Annotated in this window: 15 protein-coding genes; 11 read left to right on the plus strand and 4 right to left on the minus strand. The window is 68.5% G+C overall.

The genetic code is table 11. The annotated features are described in order from the left end of the window. Positions 1–64 precede the first annotated feature (64 nt). The 8 genes from ctaD to C8K36_RS04090 all read left to right on the plus strand — a co-directional run bounded on the left by ctaD (position 65) and on the right by C8K36_RS04090 (position 8,843). Positions 65–1,801: a cytochrome c oxidase subunit I gene (gene ctaD / locus C8K36_RS04055; RefSeq protein ID WP_107983103.1), complete on the plus strand. Its 1,737-nt coding sequence runs from the start codon at positions 65–67 to the stop codon at positions 1,799–1,801. A 140-nt stretch (positions 1,802–1,941) separates the two neighbouring features. Beyond that, a complete protein-coding gene (gene serB / locus C8K36_RS04060; protein WP_107983104.1) occupies positions 1,942–3,168 on the plus strand; it encodes a phosphoserine phosphatase SerB in 1,227 nt (408 codons plus the stop codon). Continuing rightward, positions 3,165–3,914: an aminoacyl-tRNA hydrolase gene (locus C8K36_RS04065; protein WP_107983105.1), complete on the plus strand. Its 750-nt coding sequence runs from the start codon at positions 3,165–3,167 to the stop codon at positions 3,912–3,914. Before serB ends, C8K36_RS04065 begins: the two co-directional genes overlap by 4 nt. Before the next feature lie 59 nt (positions 3,915–3,973). Next, on the plus strand, positions 3,974–4,804 hold the full coding sequence (locus C8K36_RS04070; RefSeq protein WP_107983106.1) for an ABC transporter ATP-binding protein: 831 nt from the start codon (positions 3,974–3,976) through the stop codon (positions 4,802–4,804). Between the two features lie 150 nt (positions 4,805–4,954). Continuing rightward, on the plus strand, positions 4,955–5,764 hold the full coding sequence (locus tag C8K36_RS04075) for an NUDIX hydrolase (protein ID WP_181319444.1): 810 nt from the start codon (positions 4,955–4,957) through the stop codon (positions 5,762–5,764). 20 nt (positions 5,765–5,784) lie between these two features. Then, on the plus strand, positions 5,785–6,564 hold the full coding sequence (locus tag C8K36_RS04080) for an enoyl-CoA hydratase/isomerase family protein (protein WP_107983757.1): 780 nt from the start codon (positions 5,785–5,787) through the stop codon (positions 6,562–6,564). Between the two features lie 129 nt (positions 6,565–6,693). Then, positions 6,694–7,668, plus strand: coding sequence for a class I SAM-dependent methyltransferase (locus C8K36_RS04085; RefSeq protein WP_107983108.1), 975 nt, complete (start codon positions 6,694–6,696; stop codon positions 7,666–7,668). 17 nt (positions 7,669–7,685) lie between these two features. Continuing rightward, complete coding sequence (locus C8K36_RS04090; RefSeq protein ID WP_107983109.1) at positions 7,686–8,843, plus strand: THUMP-like domain-containing protein; 1,158 nt, start codon at positions 7,686–7,688, stop codon at positions 8,841–8,843. A gap of 3 nt (positions 8,844–8,846) precedes the next feature. Here the strand turns inward: C8K36_RS04090 and C8K36_RS04095 are convergent, their stop codons facing one another. Next, positions 8,847–10,151 carry a PQQ-binding-like beta-propeller repeat protein gene (locus tag C8K36_RS04095; protein ID WP_107983110.1) on the minus strand — a complete coding sequence of 435 codons (1,305 nt, stop codon included), beginning with the start codon at positions 10,149–10,151 and terminating at the stop codon, positions 8,847–8,849. A 128-nt stretch (positions 10,152–10,279) separates the two neighbouring features. Between C8K36_RS04095 and ald the strand changes: the two genes are divergently transcribed. From ald to C8K36_RS04110, 3 genes are all read left to right on the plus strand, one after another. After that, entirely contained in the window at positions 10,280–11,416 is a 1,137-nt protein-coding gene (ald, locus tag C8K36_RS04100) for an alanine dehydrogenase (protein ID WP_107983111.1), read from the plus strand. Between the two features lie 101 nt (positions 11,417–11,517). Then, complete coding sequence (locus tag C8K36_RS04105; protein WP_181319350.1) at positions 11,518–11,952, plus strand: hypothetical protein; 435 nt, start codon at positions 11,518–11,520, stop codon at positions 11,950–11,952. Between the two features lie 63 nt (positions 11,953–12,015). After that, positions 12,016–12,801 carry an acyltransferase gene (locus C8K36_RS04110; protein ID WP_107983112.1) on the plus strand — a complete coding sequence of 262 codons (786 nt, stop codon included), beginning with the start codon at positions 12,016–12,018 and terminating at the stop codon, positions 12,799–12,801. Positions 12,802–12,824: 23 nt separating this feature from the next. Here C8K36_RS04110 and C8K36_RS04115 read toward each other — a convergent pair whose 3' ends face one another. Genes C8K36_RS04115 through C8K36_RS04125 form a run of 3 tightly spaced genes read right to left on the minus strand, consistent with a single transcriptional unit; the run spans position 12,825 to position 16,476 of the window. Next, complete coding sequence (locus tag C8K36_RS04115; protein ID WP_107983113.1) at positions 12,825–14,069, minus strand: glycosyltransferase family 4 protein; 1,245 nt, start codon at positions 14,067–14,069, stop codon at positions 12,825–12,827. Further along, positions 14,069–15,664 carry a glycoside hydrolase family 57 protein gene (locus tag C8K36_RS04120; protein ID WP_181319352.1) on the minus strand — a complete coding sequence of 532 codons (1,596 nt, stop codon included), beginning with the start codon at positions 15,662–15,664 and terminating at the stop codon, positions 14,069–14,071. The genes C8K36_RS04115 and C8K36_RS04120 overlap by 1 nt, the downstream gene beginning before the upstream one ends. Then, a complete protein-coding gene (locus C8K36_RS04125) occupies positions 15,661–16,476 on the minus strand; it encodes a class I SAM-dependent methyltransferase (RefSeq protein ID WP_107983114.1) in 816 nt (271 codons plus the stop codon). Before C8K36_RS04125 ends, C8K36_RS04120 begins: the two co-directional genes overlap by 4 nt. Between the last annotated feature and the right edge of the window lie 99 nt (positions 16,477–16,575).

Genomic DNA, 16,575 nt, shown 5'->3' on the forward strand with positions numbered 1-16,575 from the left:
CAGTCCGGGGTAGGCGCTCAGAGCGCGGCCTGCGGAGCGACCAAGGGCACAATCAGGAGGATCAGTGACTGCCGTAGCGCCCCAGCCAGTCCCGGCGATAGCAGCGAGGCCGTACCCGCCGCGGCAGGGACCCAAGGGCTCGTTCATTTACAAGATGGTGACGACCACTGATCCCAAGGTGCTCGGGATCATGTACCTGGTCACCTCTTTCGCGTTCTTCCTGATCGGCGGCCTCATGGCCCTGCTCATGCGAACCGAACTGGCGATCCCGGGGATGCAGTTCCTCTCGAACGAGCAGTTCAACCAGCTGTTCACGATGCACGGCACGATCATGCTGCTGCTGTACGCGACCCCGGTCGTGTTCGGCTTCGCGAACTACATCGTTCCGCTGCAGATCGGTGCTCCCGACGTGGCGTTCCCGCGTCTGAACGCGTTCAGCTACTGGCTGTACCTGTTCGGCGCGATCATCACCACCGCCGGCTTCATCACCCCCGGTGGCGCTGCCGACTTCGGTTGGACCGCTTACACCCCGCTGACGAGCGCGCTGCACTCGCCGGGCGTCGGTGCCGACCTCTGGGTCCTGGGCCTCGCGGTCGCGGGTCTCGGCACCATCCTCGGTGGCGTCAACTTCATCACCACCATCGTCTGCCTGCGTGCACCGGGTATGACCATGTTCCGGATGCCGATCTTCACCTGGAACATCCTGATCACCAGCATCCTCGTGCTGCTGGCCTTCCCGCTGCTCACCGCCGCCTTCATGGGTCTGTTCGTCGACCGTCACCTCGGTGGCCACATCTTCGACCCGGCTACCGGTGGCGTTCTTCTGTGGCAGCACCTGTTCTGGTTCTTCGGTCACCCCGAGGTGTACATCATCGCGCTGCCGTTCTTCGGCATCGTCTCGGAGATCTTCCCGGTCTTCTCGCGTAAGCCGATCTTCGGCTACAGCGGCCTGGTGTACGCCACGATGGCCATCGCCGCCCTGTCGATCGCCGTGTGGGCGCACCACATGTACGCCACGGGCGCGGTTCTGCTGCCGTTCTTCTCCTTCATGACGTTCCTCATCGCGGTCCCGACCGGTGTGAAGTTCTTCAACTGGATCGGAACAATGTGGAAGGGCCAATTGACGTTCGAGTCGCCGATGCTCTTCTCGGTCGGCTTCCTCGTGACCTTCCTCTTCGGTGGCCTGTCGGGCGTTCTGCTCGCGAGCCCGCCGATCGACTTCCACGTCACGGACTCGTACTTCGTCGTCGCGCACTTCCACTACGTGCTGTTCGGCACCATCGTGTTCGCCACCTACGCGGGTATCTACTTCTGGTTCCCGAAGATGACCGGCCGCATGATGGACGAGCGCCTCGGCAAGTGGCACTTCTGGACCACGTTCGTCGGCTTCCACGCCACGTTCCTCGTCCAGCACTGGCTCGGTGCCGAGGGCATGCCGCGTCGCTACGCCGACTACCTGCCCACCGACGGCTTCACCACGCTGAACACGATCTCCACGGTCGGCTCGTTCATCCTGGGTGCCTCGACGCTGCCGTTCCTGTGGAACGTCTTCAAGAGCTACCGCTACGGCGAGGTCGTCAAGGTCGACGACCCGTGGGGCTACGGCAACTCGCTCGAGTGGGCCACCTCCTGCCCGCCGCCGCGTCACAACTTCACCGAGCTGCCCCGGATCCGTTCGGAGCGACCGGCGTTCGAGCTGCACTACCCGCACATGGTCGACCGACTGCGTGCCGAGGCTCATGTCGGACCGGGCCACGGCGGCAAGCACGCCACCGCGGTTCTGGAGGACAGTAAGTCCTAGCGGACCGTATGGTTCCTGCACTACCGGAAGGCCCCGCCCGTATCTCGGGCGGGGCCTTTCCGTTGCTCCCGCGCTGACTTGGCAGAATGGGGAGCGATAGTTCATTTTCGATTCGAGCCCAAACGAACGGAGTTCTCTCGGTGGGTGCGTCAGACGCCACGGTTCTGGTGACGGTTACTGGTCCGGACAGGCCCGGCGTCACGTCGGTGCTCTTCGGGGCGCTGTCGCGCCACGACGTGAGCCTGCTCGACGTCGAACAGGTCGTGATCCGGGGGCGCCTCACGCTGGGCGTCCTGGTCGCGTGCCCCACCGACCCCGAGGCACTCCAGGAGGAGCTCGAGGAGGCGATGGACACGGTCGGCATGAGTGTCGACATCGAGATAGGTGCCGACCCGGCCGGTCGGCAGCACGTCTCCACCCACGCCGTCGTGGTGCTCGGCAGCCCGGTCAGCGCGCGCGCCTTCCGCTCGCTTTCCCGTGAGCTCGCCCGCCAGGGCGCCAACATCGACTCGATCCGCGGCGTCGCCGACTATCCGGTGACCGGGCTCGAGCTCATGGTCACCGCGTCGAGCACCGGCGAGGCCGCCGACGCGCAGTTGCGGGCGGGCCTGGCCGAGGTCGCGGCCGGCGCGAACGTCGACGTGGCCGTCGAGCGCGGTGGTCTGGCGCGCCGCGCCAAGCGGCTCATCGTGTTCGATGTCGACTCCACGCTCGTCCAGGGTGAGGTCATCGAGATGCTCGCGGCCCGCGCCGGCGTCGAGGACGAGGTCCGTGCCGTCACCGAGGCGGCGATGCGGGGTGAGATCGACTTCACCGAGTCGCTGCACCAGCGCGTCGCGACGCTCGCCGGTCTCGACGCCTCGGTCATCGACGACGTCGCCGCCGATCTGCAGCTCACGCCCGGTGCTCGCACGACGATCCGGACGCTGCGCCGGCTCGGCTACCACTGCGGTGTCGTCTCGGGCGGGTTCCGTCAGGTGATCGAGGGTCTCGCACACGAACTCGAACTCGACTTCGTGCAGGCCAACACCCTCGAGATCGTGGACGGCAAGCTCACCGGACGCGTCGTGGGCGACATCGTCGATCGCGCGGCGAAGGCAGTCGCGCTGCGCAAGTTCGCGGCCGAGGTCGGTGTGCCGATGGAGCAGACCGTCGCGGTCGGCGACGGCGCCAACGACATCGACATGCTCACCGCCGCCGGCCTCGGTGTCGCGTTCAATGCGAAGCCCGCGCTGCGGGAGGTCGCGGACGCGGCGCTGTCGCACCCGTTCCTCGATGCCGTGCTGTTCATCCTCGGTGTCACCCGCGACGAGGTCGAGGCCGCCGACGCGGTCGACGGCGTCGTGCGGCGCGTGCCGATCGCATGACCCTCACCGGGGACGGGTTCGCGGCGCGGCACGGCATGCTTGCCGCCGGCTACGGCAGCCGACCCGACCCGGACGATCCGTCGCAGGTGCTCGCGATGCCGATCGTGCTGCACATCCCCAAGGTTGATCCGCCTGCTCGCAGCGACCTGCTCGCGGCGGCCGCGACGGCAACCGTCGCGTTGTGCCTCGACGCCCGCGTCGGGCCGGACGAGGACGGCGAACCCGGGCCGTGGCAGCACGCGCTGCGTGAATGGACGGATGCCCGCATCCGCAAAGTGGCCCGGCGAGCGCGTGGCGCGCAGTGGCTCGCGGCACAGGAGGTCGACGGCGTGACCGTCGACGTGGGCGGCGCGCAGGCTCGGGCGCTGGTGCCCGGACAGGTCGGCGCGCTCGATCCCCGGATACGGAAGTTGCAGATCGGCGGCACCGATCTCGAGCACGACGAGCCGGGCCCCGTCGAACCGGGGCTGCCGATTCTGTGGGTCAACGCCTCACTCGACATGACCGTCGGCAAGGCCGCGGCGCAGGTGGGGCACGCGTCGATGATCCTCGCCGGAGCGATGACTCTGGAACGGGCCCGCCTCTGGGCCGAGGACGGTTACCGCTGCGCGGTTCGTGACGCCGATCCGCAGCGGTGGGCGCAGTTGTGTGACGAAGTCGCCCGGGGAGCCGCCGTGGCGGTGCGCGACGCCGGATTCACCGAGGTCGCACCCGGTTCGATGACGGTGATCGCACCGATTCCCTGATCTGTCCGACGACACGCAGGTCCGGTCCGGTCGGACCGCTCGAAGGGCAGTACGCGAAGATGGTCGCTGTGTCGGAACCAGATCCTGATCTCCTCATCGATTTCGAAGACGTCCTGATTCGCCGTGGCGGAGCGACCCTCGTCGGCCCGGTCTCCTGGAAAGTGGAGCTGGACGAGAAGTGGGTCGTCCTCGGCCCCAACGGCGCGGGCAAGACCTCGCTGCTGCGGATGGCCGCCGCCGAGATCCACCCGACGTCCGGTGTGGCGCGTCTGTTCGGCGAAACGTTCGGCAAGGTCGACATCACTGAGCTGCGACCGCGGATCGGTCTGTCGTCGTCGTCGCTCGCTCACCGGGTCCCGGCGGACGAGATCGTCAGCGATCTGGTGGTGTCGGCGGGCTACTCGGTGCTCGGTCGCTGGCGTGAGAACTACGAGGCGATGGACACCGAGCGGGCGGTCGAGACTCTCGAGAGCCTCGGCGCGGAGCATCTCGCGAACCGGGTGTACGGCACCCTGTCGGAGGGGGAACGCAAGCGGGTCCTCATCGCCCGCGCGCTGATGACCGATCCGGAACTGCTGCTACTCGACGAGCCCGCGGCGGGCCTCGATCTCGGTGGCCGCGAGGAACTCGTCGCGCGCCTCGGAGATCTGGCGGCCGACCCGGATTCGCCCGCGACCGTGTTGATCACGCACCACGTCGAGGAGATCCCGCCGGGCTTCACGCACGCGATGCTGCTGTCCGAGGGGCGCGTGGTCTCGCAGGGACTGCTCGACGACGTCATCACGGCCGAGAATATCAGCGAGGCCTTCAGCCAGTCGATCACGCTCGATCGCGTCGACGGCCGGTACTTCGCCCGCCGGACAAGGCATCCCGGGCTGCACCGCGCCTGACATCCGTCGCACGACGATCCGCGACACGCGGAGCCGACGTGCCCAGTGGGACTCGTGATGAGGCGTCCGTCACTCGGGGCGTAAGTTCCCGGTATGGGAACTTCTCGAGAGTCGGGCGCCTCCACCACAGGTGCCCCGCAGCAGGCCGAAATGTTCGACGAGGCGCAGACCGAGTCGACGGCTCCCGCGCCCAAGGACGCGTCCACCGTCATGCTCGTGCGTGACGGGGATGACGGCGTCGAGGTGTTCCTGCTCCGTCGAGTCGCCGGGATGGCGTTCGCCGGCGGGATGACCGTGTTCCCCGGCGGCGGCGTGGATCCGAGTGACGGTGACGCGAACATCCGCTGGGCGGGCCCGTCGCCGGCCTGGTGGGCCGAGCGCTTCGGCGTCGACGAGTCGCGGGCCAAGGCCCTCGTGTGCGCGGCTGTCCGGGAGACGTTCGAGGAGTGCGGTGTGCTGCTGGCCGGGCCCACCGAGGCCAGCGTCGTCGCCGACACCGCGGGCTACGCGGAGTCGCGGCGCCAACTCGAGTCACGTGAGTTGTCGTTCGCGGACTTCCTCGCGCGCGAGAACCTCGTGCTGCGAACAGATCTGCTGCGTCCGTGGGCCAACTGGATCACGCCGGTCCAGGAGGGCCGCCGATACGACACCCGTTTCTTCGTCGCCGTCCTGCCCGAGGGGCAGCATGCCGACGGTCAGACGTCCGAGGCCGCCGAGGTCGCGTGGCGTACACCGGCCGCGGCCGTCGACGACTGGCGCGAGCGCCGCAGCGTCCTGCTGCCGCCGACGTGGCGTCAGCTGGCGACCCTGGGTCAGTTCGACGGCGTCGACGCCATTCTCGCTGCCGAGCTGGAGATTTCGCCGATCCTGCCGCAGCTGTCCTTCGTGGACGGCAAGCCGCGCGTGTCCTTCCCGGGCGACGAGGGCTACTACGACACCGGGGCACTGCCCTGGGGGTGACGCCCAGTAGCCTGAGCCGCATGGCTGAGTTTGTGACTCTCGAGGTTTCCGAAGGTATCGGCACGATCCGTCTGGCGCGTCCCCCGATGAACGCCCTGAACCGTCAGGTGCAGGAGGAGATTCGGGCGGCGTCGCGGCAGGCGACTGTCGATCCGGAGGTCAAGGCCGTCATCGTCTACGGTGGCGAGAAGGTGTTCGCGGCGGGTGCCGACATCAAGGAGATGGCGGAGCTCGACTTCGTGCAGATGAGCGAGATCATCGCCGACCTGCAGTCGGCTCTCGGTGCGATCGCCGACATCCCGAAGCCCACCGTTGCCGCGATCACCGGCTACGCGCTCGGCGGCGGCCTCGAGGTCGCGCTCGGCGCCGACCGTCGCATCGCCGGCGACAACGTCAAGCTCGGTGTGCCGGAGATCCTGCTGGGCATCATCCCCGGCGGCGGTGGCACTCAGCGTCTCGCGCGCCTGGTGGGTCCGGCCAAGGCCAAGGACATGGTTTTCACGGGCCGCTTCGTCGGCGCCGAGGAAGCCCTGCAGATCGGCCTGATCGACGAGATGGTCGCGCCCGACGAGGTGTACAACGCGGCCCGCACGTGGGCGTCGCAGTTCACCGGCGGCGCGAGCCGTGCGATCGCCGCTGCCAAGGCCGCGATCGACCAGGGTCTCGATACCGATCTGGCGACGGGACTGAAGATCGAGCAGCACCTGTTCGCGTCGCTGTTCGCGACGGCGGACCGCACCATCGGCATGGAGTCGTTCGTCGAGAACGGCCCCGGCAAGGCGAAGTTCACCGGCAAGTAGCCGTCCCGCGTTTTGCGCACTTGTCGTCGTTCTCGGGTCCGGGAAACCACGACAAGTGCGCAAAACGCGTCACCGTGAGAGCGAAAACTAGAACTTGTTCATTCCTTACCATTCGGTAGGATTCTCGGCATGACTGCAAGCCCCCAAGACCCCGCGCCCAACCCGCACGCCACGGCCGAAGAGGTCGAGGCTGCGCTGCGGGACACCAAGCTTGCCCAGGTCTTGTACCACGACTGGGAAGCCGAGACCTACGACGACAAGTGGTCCATCTCGTACGACGAGCGCTGCATCGACTACGCGCGCGGTCGCTTCGACGCCGTCGCGGGCGACCAACCGCTGCCGTACGAGCGGGCCCTCGAGCTGGGTTGCGGAACGGGCTTCTTCCTGCTGAACCTGATGCAGGGCGGTGTCGCGAAGACCGGGTCGGTCACCGACCTGTCCCCGGGCATGGTGAAGGTCGCGATGCGCAATGCCGAGCACCTCGGACTGCCCGTCGACGGTCGCGTCGCCGACGCCGAGACCATCCCGTACGAGGACAACACCTTCGACCTGGTCGTCGGGCATGCGGTCCTGCATCACATCCCGGACGTCGAGCAGTCGCTCCGTGAGGTGCTGCGCGTGCTCAAGCCGGGCGGCCGTTTCGTCTTCGCCGGTGAGCCCAGCACCATCGGAAACTTCTACGCCCGCTGGCTCGGCCGCGCGACGTGGGCCGCGACCACGAACGTGACCAAGCTGCCGTTCCTGGCCGACTGGCGTCGTCCGCAGGCCGAACTCGACGAGTCGTCCCGTGCCGCCGCGCTCGAGGCGGTCGTCGACCTGCACACTTTCGATCCCACCGACCTCGAGAACATCGCGAAGTCGGCCGGCGCCGTCGAGGTCAAGGCGAAGACGGAGGAGTTCGCCGCGGCACTGCTCGGCTGGCCGGTTCGCACCTTCGAGGCCGCCGTGCCGCCGGAGAAGCTGAGCTGGGGCTGGGCCAAGTTCGCGTTCGGCGGCTTCAAGACGCTGAGCTGGGTCGACGACAAGGTGCTCCAGCACGTTGTCCCGCGCAACTTCTTCTACAACGTGATGATCACCGGCGTGAAGCCGGGCGCCACCGACTGAGCTGAGCCGAACGAGCTTTGGGATACGAATTCACCACCGACGACGTCGGCTACCTGCGTAGCGCCGAGGGCATTGCGGCGCTTGCAGAAACGGCCGAGTCGGAGCTGTCCACGCGCACGCGTCTGGCCGACATCGGCCGCGCGCGTGCGCGTTTCGGCGACCGTGCGGCCCTCCTGGTCGAGACGGTCCTGCTGCGGCGCAAGGCCGAGGCCAAACTGTCGGGGACGGAGTCCTGGCTGTTCACCGACGACGCGCTGCAGCAGGCCACCCCACTCGTCGTCGCCCGGCACCGCGGCCAACGCCTGGCGGGACGTCGGGTCCACGACGTGACATGTTCGATAGGTGCCGAACTGTCGGCGCTGGTTCCGTTGGCGGACACGGTGATCGGCAGCGACCTCGATACGGTGCGGCTCGCGATGGCGGCCCACAACGTTCCCGGCGCCTCGCTGGTCCGGGCCGACGCATTGCGGCCCTGTACCCGCGACACCGTCGTGATCGCCGATCCGGCACGACGTTCCGGCGGCAAGCGCACCCACGATCCGGCCGCGTTGATGCCGCCGTTGCCCGACCTCCTCGACGTCTATGCCGGCCGCGATCTCGCGGTCAAGTGTGCTCCGGGCCTGGACTTCGACCGTCTCGACTGGGATGGCGAGGTGGAGATCGTTTCACTCGACGGCGGCGTCCGTGAGGCGTGCCTGTGGTCACCGGGCCTGTCCGGAACCGGAGTGAGCCGACGGGCGAGTGTGCTGCGCTCGGACGGGACGGCGTGGGAGATCACCGATGCCGAGTCCGACGAGATTCCCGAGCGCGAGCCGGGGGAGTGGATCGTCGATCCGGACGGCGCGGTGGTGCGGGCCGGTCTGGTGCGCCACTACGCGGCCCGGCACGGGTTGTGGCAATTGGACCCGCGGATCGCGTATCTCACGGGCGACAGCGTGCCCGACGGGGTTCGGGGGTTCCGGGTGCTGGCACGGCTCAAGTACACCGAGAAGGCGCTGCGTCAGGAACTGACGGCTCGGGACTGCGGCTCGGCCGAGATCCTGGTTCGCGGTCTCGACATCGACCCCGCTGTGCTGCGCCCGCGCTTGAAGTTGCGCGGCACCACGGCGATGTCGGTGGTGCTCACCCGGATCGGGCGCACTCCCGTCGCGTTCGTGTGCGCCGCGCGGGACTGACTGCTACTTCAGCACGAACAGTTCGCCGATGAGCGTGGGTGTGAGTACCTCGCCGCCCGGTCCGACGGAGGTACCGGCGGTGGCGCCGGTCGCTCCGGGCAGCACATCCTGATCGAGTGTTTCGCCGGTCGAGGCGTCGAACGTGAGTAGCGCTGGTCCGGTGCCGTCCCGGACGGCGGTGTAGGCCACGGAACCCGCCGTCTGCGCCGAGGCCCCGATCTGCACCACGTCGGCGCGCTCCCAGAGCACCTCGGGGTGGTCGCCGCGGTCCCGCAGGGCCAGGAGTCTCCCGTTCTCGCCGCCCGCCGGGATGATCACCTCGCGGTCGGAGACGGATGGGCCGCTGCGCACCGCGTAGCCGAGGTCGTAATTCCATTTCGGGGTGCCCGTTTCGGCTTCGAGGGCCCACAGATGTCCGGCATTGTCGTTGGCGTACACGGTCTTTCCGTCCTGAGACAGAACCGGACCGGATGCGCTTCCCCCGGCGAGGGTGGCGGTGGACCACTCTTCGGTGATCTTCGGCTTGTCACCGCCGGAGTACCGGAGAGCGATCAGGTCGGCCTGCGGAGCGCCGGGACGCCAGAACGTGACCACGATTCGCCCGTTCTCGAGATCGATCGTGGGTGCGGTCGCGACAGGGCACAGCGGAGATCCGGAGAAGCAGTCGTCGAGCCCGAGGCCGTTCGGCAGCGGATCGATGTTCGCGCCCTGCGTGTACGACGCCGGCGGGATGAGGTCGTACGGTGCTGTCACGGTGCGGCCGGTGTGCGGGTCGAGGACGTTGGCCTGCCCCAGTTGCGTCACGAAAAGCAGGTGGCCGTCTCCGGTGAACTGGGCCGACAGTGGGGTTCCGGTGACCGGTGTGCGCCAGCGCAATTGGCCACGCTCGTCGAACGAGAGCATCGCGCCTTCCTCGCCCACGTACGTGTTCGTCGTCGCGTCGACGACGGGTGTCGACAGGGACGCGCCCGGCCCGACCCGGGCACACCAGCGTTTGCGGCCGGCGTCGATCTGGAACGAGAAGAGGTTGCAGCCGTCCTCGGTGCGGGCGGTGAGGAAGATCTGACCGTTCGCGGCCACCGCCGCATTGGTCGTCGTCGGGCCGCCCAGCGGACGCGACCACTGGACGTCGAGGGAGCGCGATCCCGACACGTCGCTCGTGTCGCTGTTGCGGGCATCGGAATGCATGCCGGGCCAACCGCCGGCACCGAAGACGTCCTCGGTGCCCGAATCTCCGCCGCACCCTGCGAGAAGGAGGGCCGAGATCGTCGTCAGCGCCGCCGCCGACGACCGCAGGGCACGCCGCATTACATCTCCTCGAGTCGGAATCCGTCCGGACCAGAGACTATCCCGGCCACGATTGGGCGTCGGGCAACCGCCCCACGCCCAATCGTGGGACCCTCGAAGGACGGATCCGTTCCCGCGGAGGAGCCATCATGAGAATTGGTGTGCCGAAGGAGATCAAGAGCGGTGAACTGCGGGTGGCGCTGACCCCGCTGGCCGTCAACGAGTTACGCGCACGCGGCCACGACGTCCTGGTCGAGCGCGGGGCGGGGATCGGGTCCTCGATGCCCGACGGCGAGTTCGTCGCGGCGGGCGCGCGCATTCTCGAGCGGGCCGAGGACGTGTGGGCCGAGGCCGACCTGATCGTGAAGGTCAAGGAGCCGCTGACGCCGGAGTTCCCGCTCATGCGGCGCGGGCAGGTGCTGTTCACCTACCTCCATCTCGCGGCCTCACTGGAGTGCACGGAGGCGCTCCTGTCGAGTGGTGTCACCGCAATCGCGTACGAGACCGTCGAACGGTCCGACGGGTCGCTGCCCCTACTCGCGCCGATGAGCGAGGTGGCCGGTCGCGTGGCCACACAGGTGGGCGCCCACGCGCTGCAGGCCACGGCCGGGGGCGTGGGGCGGGGGATTCTGCTCGGGGGAGTTGCGGGCGTGCCGCCGGGTCGGGTCGTGGTGATCGGGGCCGGCAGCGCGGGCACACACGCGACCGCGGTCGCGGTCGGTATGGGGGCGTCTGTGACGGTTCTCGACAAGGATGTCGAACGATTGCGGGCACTGCATGCCCGCTTCGGATCCCGCATTGCGACGGCCGTCTCGACCCGCACCGAACTCGAACAGACGCTCGTCGACGCGGACCTGGTGATCGGTGCGGTGCTGCTGCACGGTGCGCGGGCGCCGCGACTCGTCACGTCCGAGCAGGTCGAGAGGATGCTCCCGGGCAGTGTTCTCGTCGACATCGCGATCGACCAGGGCGGGTGCTTCGAGGATTCGCGACCGACCACACACGACAATCCGACGTTTATGGTTCACGGTTCAATTGTCTATGCGGTTCCCAATATGCCGAGCATTGTTCCCCATACGTCCACCCGCGCTTTGGTAAATGTAACCCTTCCGTTTGTTTCCGCCGTTGCCGAAAAAGGTTGGCGTTCGGCGATGCGGGCCGATCCGGCATTGGCCGAGGGGTTGAACACCTGGTCCGGTCAGGTGACGCACGCCCCGGTCGCGTCCGCGCACGCCCTCCCGTTCGTGGCGGTGGAAAGTGCCCTGAACGGCGGAAATGTCCGATAGCGGTAAACGTCATCGATGGAATTCGGCCGGGCGATGATCGTTGCAGATCGTTTATCGAATTCGGTTGCGACACGCGGCAGGAAATTGTGTCTAATGGATTCATGCAGCCGGGAACGCGGACAGAATCCGAAGTCGACGCGCAGCAACCCATGATGTCCCCGGCCGATGTATTGCCGCCGGACCCCTGTCCGGAGGAGTCGAGTCCGATCCCCGATCCTGTTGCGCCGCCCAGGAATTCCGTCGCCCCCGGGGCGGACGACTTCATCCTCGGCACGCCGGCCGCGGGGCGAGCGATCACCGGGGCCCTCGTCGCGGGCATCGCCGCGACGGTGGGAATCGTGATGGTCTCGGTCGTCGCGATGTTGATCACCGCGCTGGCCGGCACGCTCATCGCGTACGCCGTCGCACACGACGACGAGTGGGTGCGGGCGTTCCGTCGTCGCCGCGCCCGCCGCCGCCACGTTCTCGTCGTTCCCGGCTACACGCGGCACCTGTGGGCCGGTCATCACGGCGTCGGTCGACACGCTGCGACCTGACCACGATCCGACAGGCGGGGCACGTGACCGGGCGCACACTCGTGGTCCGTAGGCTTATGTCCCATGACGAGCATGTGGGGCGCACCGTTGCGCACGAGGTGGCGCGGATCCCGACGTCGGGACAGTGAGCAGGCCCGTTTCCTGACGGTGGCCTCGCTCAGATGGGTGATCGCGCACAAGGCGTACACGCCGTGGTACCTGGTCCGCTACTACCGCCTGGCGAAGTTCAAGCTCGCCAACCCGCACATCATCACGCGCGGCATGGTGTTCCTGGGCAAGAACGTCGAGATCCACTCCACCCCCGGTCTGTCCCGCATGGAGATCGGCAAGTGGGTTCACATCGGTGACGGCAACGCCCTGCGCTGCCACGAGGGGTCCCTCCGGATCGGCGACAAGGTCGTCTTCGGCAAGGACAACGTCGTCAACACGTACCTCGACATCGAGATCGGCGCGTCCACCCTCGTCGCCGACTGGTGCTACATCTGCGACTTCGACCACCGCATGGACGACGTCAACGTGGCGATCAAGGATCAGGGCATCGTGAAGGGCCCGGTGCGGATCGGTCCCGACACCTGGATCGCGGCCAAGGTGACGGTTCTGCGTAACACCCGTGTCGGCCGCGGCTGTGTGCTCGGCGCGCATGCGGTCGTCAAGGGCGACATCCCCGACTTCAGCATCGCCGTGGGCTCACCGGCCAAGGCCGTCAAGAACCGCAGGGCCGACTGGGAGTCCGGGGCGGCGGATCGGGCGAAGTACATCGCGGCGCTCGAGGACATCGCCCGCAAGAAGACCGCCACGAACGGGGCCGACGCCGTCCCCGCGGTGAACGGGAACGGCGCCGGAGCCTGATCCTTCGGGGACCGGGACGTGCGCTACCGGCCGGGTAGCGGACGCTCCGGAATCGCCGGGCGGGCCAGCGGATGCCGGACCCGTCGCTTCGCGGCGGCGTACACCTGTGCGGTCTCCTCGGCGACCTTGTGCCAGTCGAAGTCCGAGGTGAGACGCTCACGTGCCGCCACTGCGCGCTGCTGCGCGGCCGCAGGGGCGTCGAGCACCTCGCGCGCCGCGGAGGTGAGCCCGTCCACGTCGCCCGGCTCGAACGACAGTCCGGTGACACCGTCGACGACGGCCTCGCCGAGCCCGCCCGCGGTCGACGTGATGAGCGGTGTGCCCGCTGCAGCGGCCTCGAGCGCGATGATGCCGAACGGCTCGTACCTGCTGGGCAGGACGATCGCGTCGGCTCCGTGCAGCCAGCCCAGCAGGTCCTCGTGGTCGAGGTTGCCGAGGAACGTCACCGATCGCGCGACCCGATGGGTGCGGGCCTGCTGCTGCAGCCACTCGAACTGGGTGCCCTCGCCTGCGATGGCGAGCGTCGTCCCGGGGTGGCTGCGCCGGATCCGCGGCAGCGCGGCGATCGCGTCCTGCACGCCCTTCTCGTACTCGAGCCGCCCCACGTACAGCAGTGTCGCGGGACCGGGCCGGGGTGCGCGCGGACGGAAACTCCAGGTCGTGACGTCGATGCCGTTGCGGATCACCGTGACGGGAGGCAACTCCGGGCCGTACAGCTCGGTGACCTCGTCCTGCATCGACGCCGAGCACGTGATGATCGAGTCGGACTCGTTGGCGAGCCACCACTCCACCGAGTGCACCTGACGGTTGATCCGCCCCGAGATCCAGCCGCTGTGGCGGCCGGCCTCCGACGCGTGCAGCGTCGAGACGAGCGGGACGTCGTAGAACTCGGCGAGTGCAATGGCGGGGTGCGCCACGAGCCAGTCGTGGGCGTGCACGACGTCGGGCTGCCAGCCCTCGCCGATCCCCTCCTTCGCCAACGCCACGCCGGCGCGGACCATGGCGTGACCCATCGCGAGCGTCCACGCCAGCATGTCCTCGCCGAAGATGAAGTGCGGCGGGTCCTCGGCGACCGCGACCACCAACACGCCGTCGGCGATCTCCGTCGTCGTGGGATGCGTCGACGGGTCGGTGCCCGACGGCCGGCGGGACAGCACGACCACCTCGTGGCCGGCCGCGGCGAGTTCCGTGGCGAGATGGTGGACGTGTCGTCCCAGCCCGCCGACGACGACCGGCGGGTACTCCCACGACACGATCAAGATCTTCATCACACGCTCCCAGCGAATGCGGCTGTTTCAGTCCGGCGACCGGGCAGACGTCGCGCGTCGAGTGCGGGAAAGAGGCCGTCGGCGGCGTTCCACCCGTCCGCGAGACGTCGTGCGTGGTCGTCGCGGCCGGACGCAACGGCGTCGGCGATCTCCCGCAGCGCGTGGGCGTGCTTGTGGGCTCGGTCGCGGGCGTACCCGGCCGCCGAGTCCTTGCTGACCATGAAGGCCCAGTCACTGGAAACCGTCATCAGCGTCTCACGCAGCATCTGGTCGTGGACCCGATTGCGAAGTTCCGGCTGTCCGGGACCGCCATGGCGGGCATCGCGATCCTTGTCGATGGTGTCGAGCGCGGTCTGTACGACCTCGGCGTTGAGCTGGACGAGATCCTGCACCTGGTCGCCGGCCCACACTCGCCAATCCTTGCCCGAACCCCACGACGAGTCCTGCAGTTCCACCGGCGAACCCACGTAGCCCGCGGTGCGGGCGTCGGCGAGGGTGCCGACCCGGATGCCCGCCTCGGGCAGCGCACGCAGCACCTTCTCGAGCCATTGCGGTCCCTCGAACCACCAGTGGCCGAACAGTTCGGTGTCGAACGCCGCCACGACCAGCGCGTCCCGACCGATACGGTCGGATTCGCTGCGCAGCCGTCGGCGCACCGTCTCGACGAAGTCGTCGACGTGCTTGTCGAGTGCGGCCGCCGCGAGGTCAGGGTCGTACGGGGCCTTCTGATCCGACGGCACCGAGCGGCCGGTGACCCGGGCGGGCTTGAGCCCCGTGGCGTGGTCGTAGGTGTGGAAGTCGCGGTAGGCGGCATCGCCCGGGTACCCGGTCTTGGGCGACCACACCCGATAGCTGACCTCGAGATCGCGGCCGAACGCCACGACGTCGGAGTTCCACACCGGCCGACCCGCCGACGTGTCGCCGCGCAGTGCGGGGCCGTCGACCATGAAGTGCGACACGCCCGCCTCGGCGTAGCCGGTTTCCATGCCCGGCGTGTACCCGCATTCGGGGGCCCAGATCCCGGTGGGAGTGTGGCCCCAGCGGGCGCGGGCGTCGGCGAGTCCCTCGCCGAGCGAGAACGCGCGTAGTCGGGGATCGAGCAGCGGCTGGAACGGGTGTGCCAGCGGGCCGCCGAGAAGTTCGATGGCGTCGGCGTCGATGAGCTCGCGGAGGACGGCGGATCCGCCGTGGCGCCAACGGGTTTCGAAATCGGCCAGCGCTGCGGCAGACGCACGGTGCTCGCGCGCACCGAGTTCCTTGTGCGAGGCCGACGGCATCCCGGCGGCCTCGTGCGCACGGATCTGCCAGTTGCCGAGCCAGTGGTGCATGCCGTCGAGGCAGTGCGGGTCGTCCAGCTGGGCCGCGAGCACCGGGGTGACACCGAGCGTCAGCATCCGCGAGTGCCCCTCGGCGGCGAGGCGGCGCAGCACCTGTGTCACCGGCAGGTACGTCGCCGCCCACGACTGGTACAGCCATTCCTCGCCGACCGGCCATCTGCCGTGGTTCGCGAGCCACGGCAGATGCGAGTGCAGGACCAAGCAGAACATCCCCGGCTCTCGGGCGGAATCCGCCCGGCCCCCCTGAGTGCCGGTCATTTCACGGGGTCCTTGATGGCGACCGCGACGAGGTCGAGGCTCGCGTCGATGTCGGATTCGCGCAGCGCGAAGTCGTCGACGCCGATGTCGGCGACGTCGCGCGTGAGGTCCTCGGGCCACGGTTCACCGGCGAGGGCGCGCTCGATCTGCGCGTCGATGAACGAGCCGCCGTGCTTGGCGTCGAGCGCGCGCAGGCGATCGCCGTGGTGCACGCCGGTCATGATCGCGACGCGGAAGCCCGCTTCGATGAGCAGTTCGGTCAGCTCGGCAGCATTCAGCTCACGCGTATGGAACGGATTGAGCGGCGTGTCGCGACCGGGGGAGAACGTGATTCGGTTCGGCGTGCTGATCAGAAGCTCGCCGCCCGTTGTCAGGACACGGTGGCACTCGCGCAGGAACTGTGCCTGGTCCCACAGATGCTCGATCACCTGGAAGTTGACGACTGTGTCGACGGTCCCGTCGGCCAGCGGCAGTTCCGCGAGGTTGCCGTGCAGCATCTCCACTCGCGGGTAGCGGGAACGGACGTGAGCGACCGCCGAGACGTCGTAGTCGAGGCCCGTCACCTTGGCCGCAACGTCGGCAATCATGTTGGCGCCGTAGCCTTCTCCCGATCCGGCCTCGAGGACTCGACGGTCGGCGCAACGGGGGAGCAGGTCGCGGTAGACGACCTCGTGCCGGCGGAACCAGTAGTTCTCCTCGGGGATTCCGGGCACCGTCCGCTCGCCGGTCAGTGGCAGCGTGGAGGCGTCGTCGGAGGACGTCGCCCCGGCGTCGAGGGACTCGGTAGTGGAACCGACTGTGGATTCGCTCACCCCAGCGAGGTTAGTGGCACCCGGAGTGGCAGTTGTCGGGGTGGTCCACATCACAGCCACGAAAGCCCTCGTCGGCGGTTATGGTGAGACCGGATTTCA

It is taken from the genome of Rhodococcus sp. OK519, from assembly GCF_003051005.1.
Lineage (GTDB): Bacteria > Actinomycetota > Actinomycetes > Mycobacteriales > Mycobacteriaceae > Prescottella.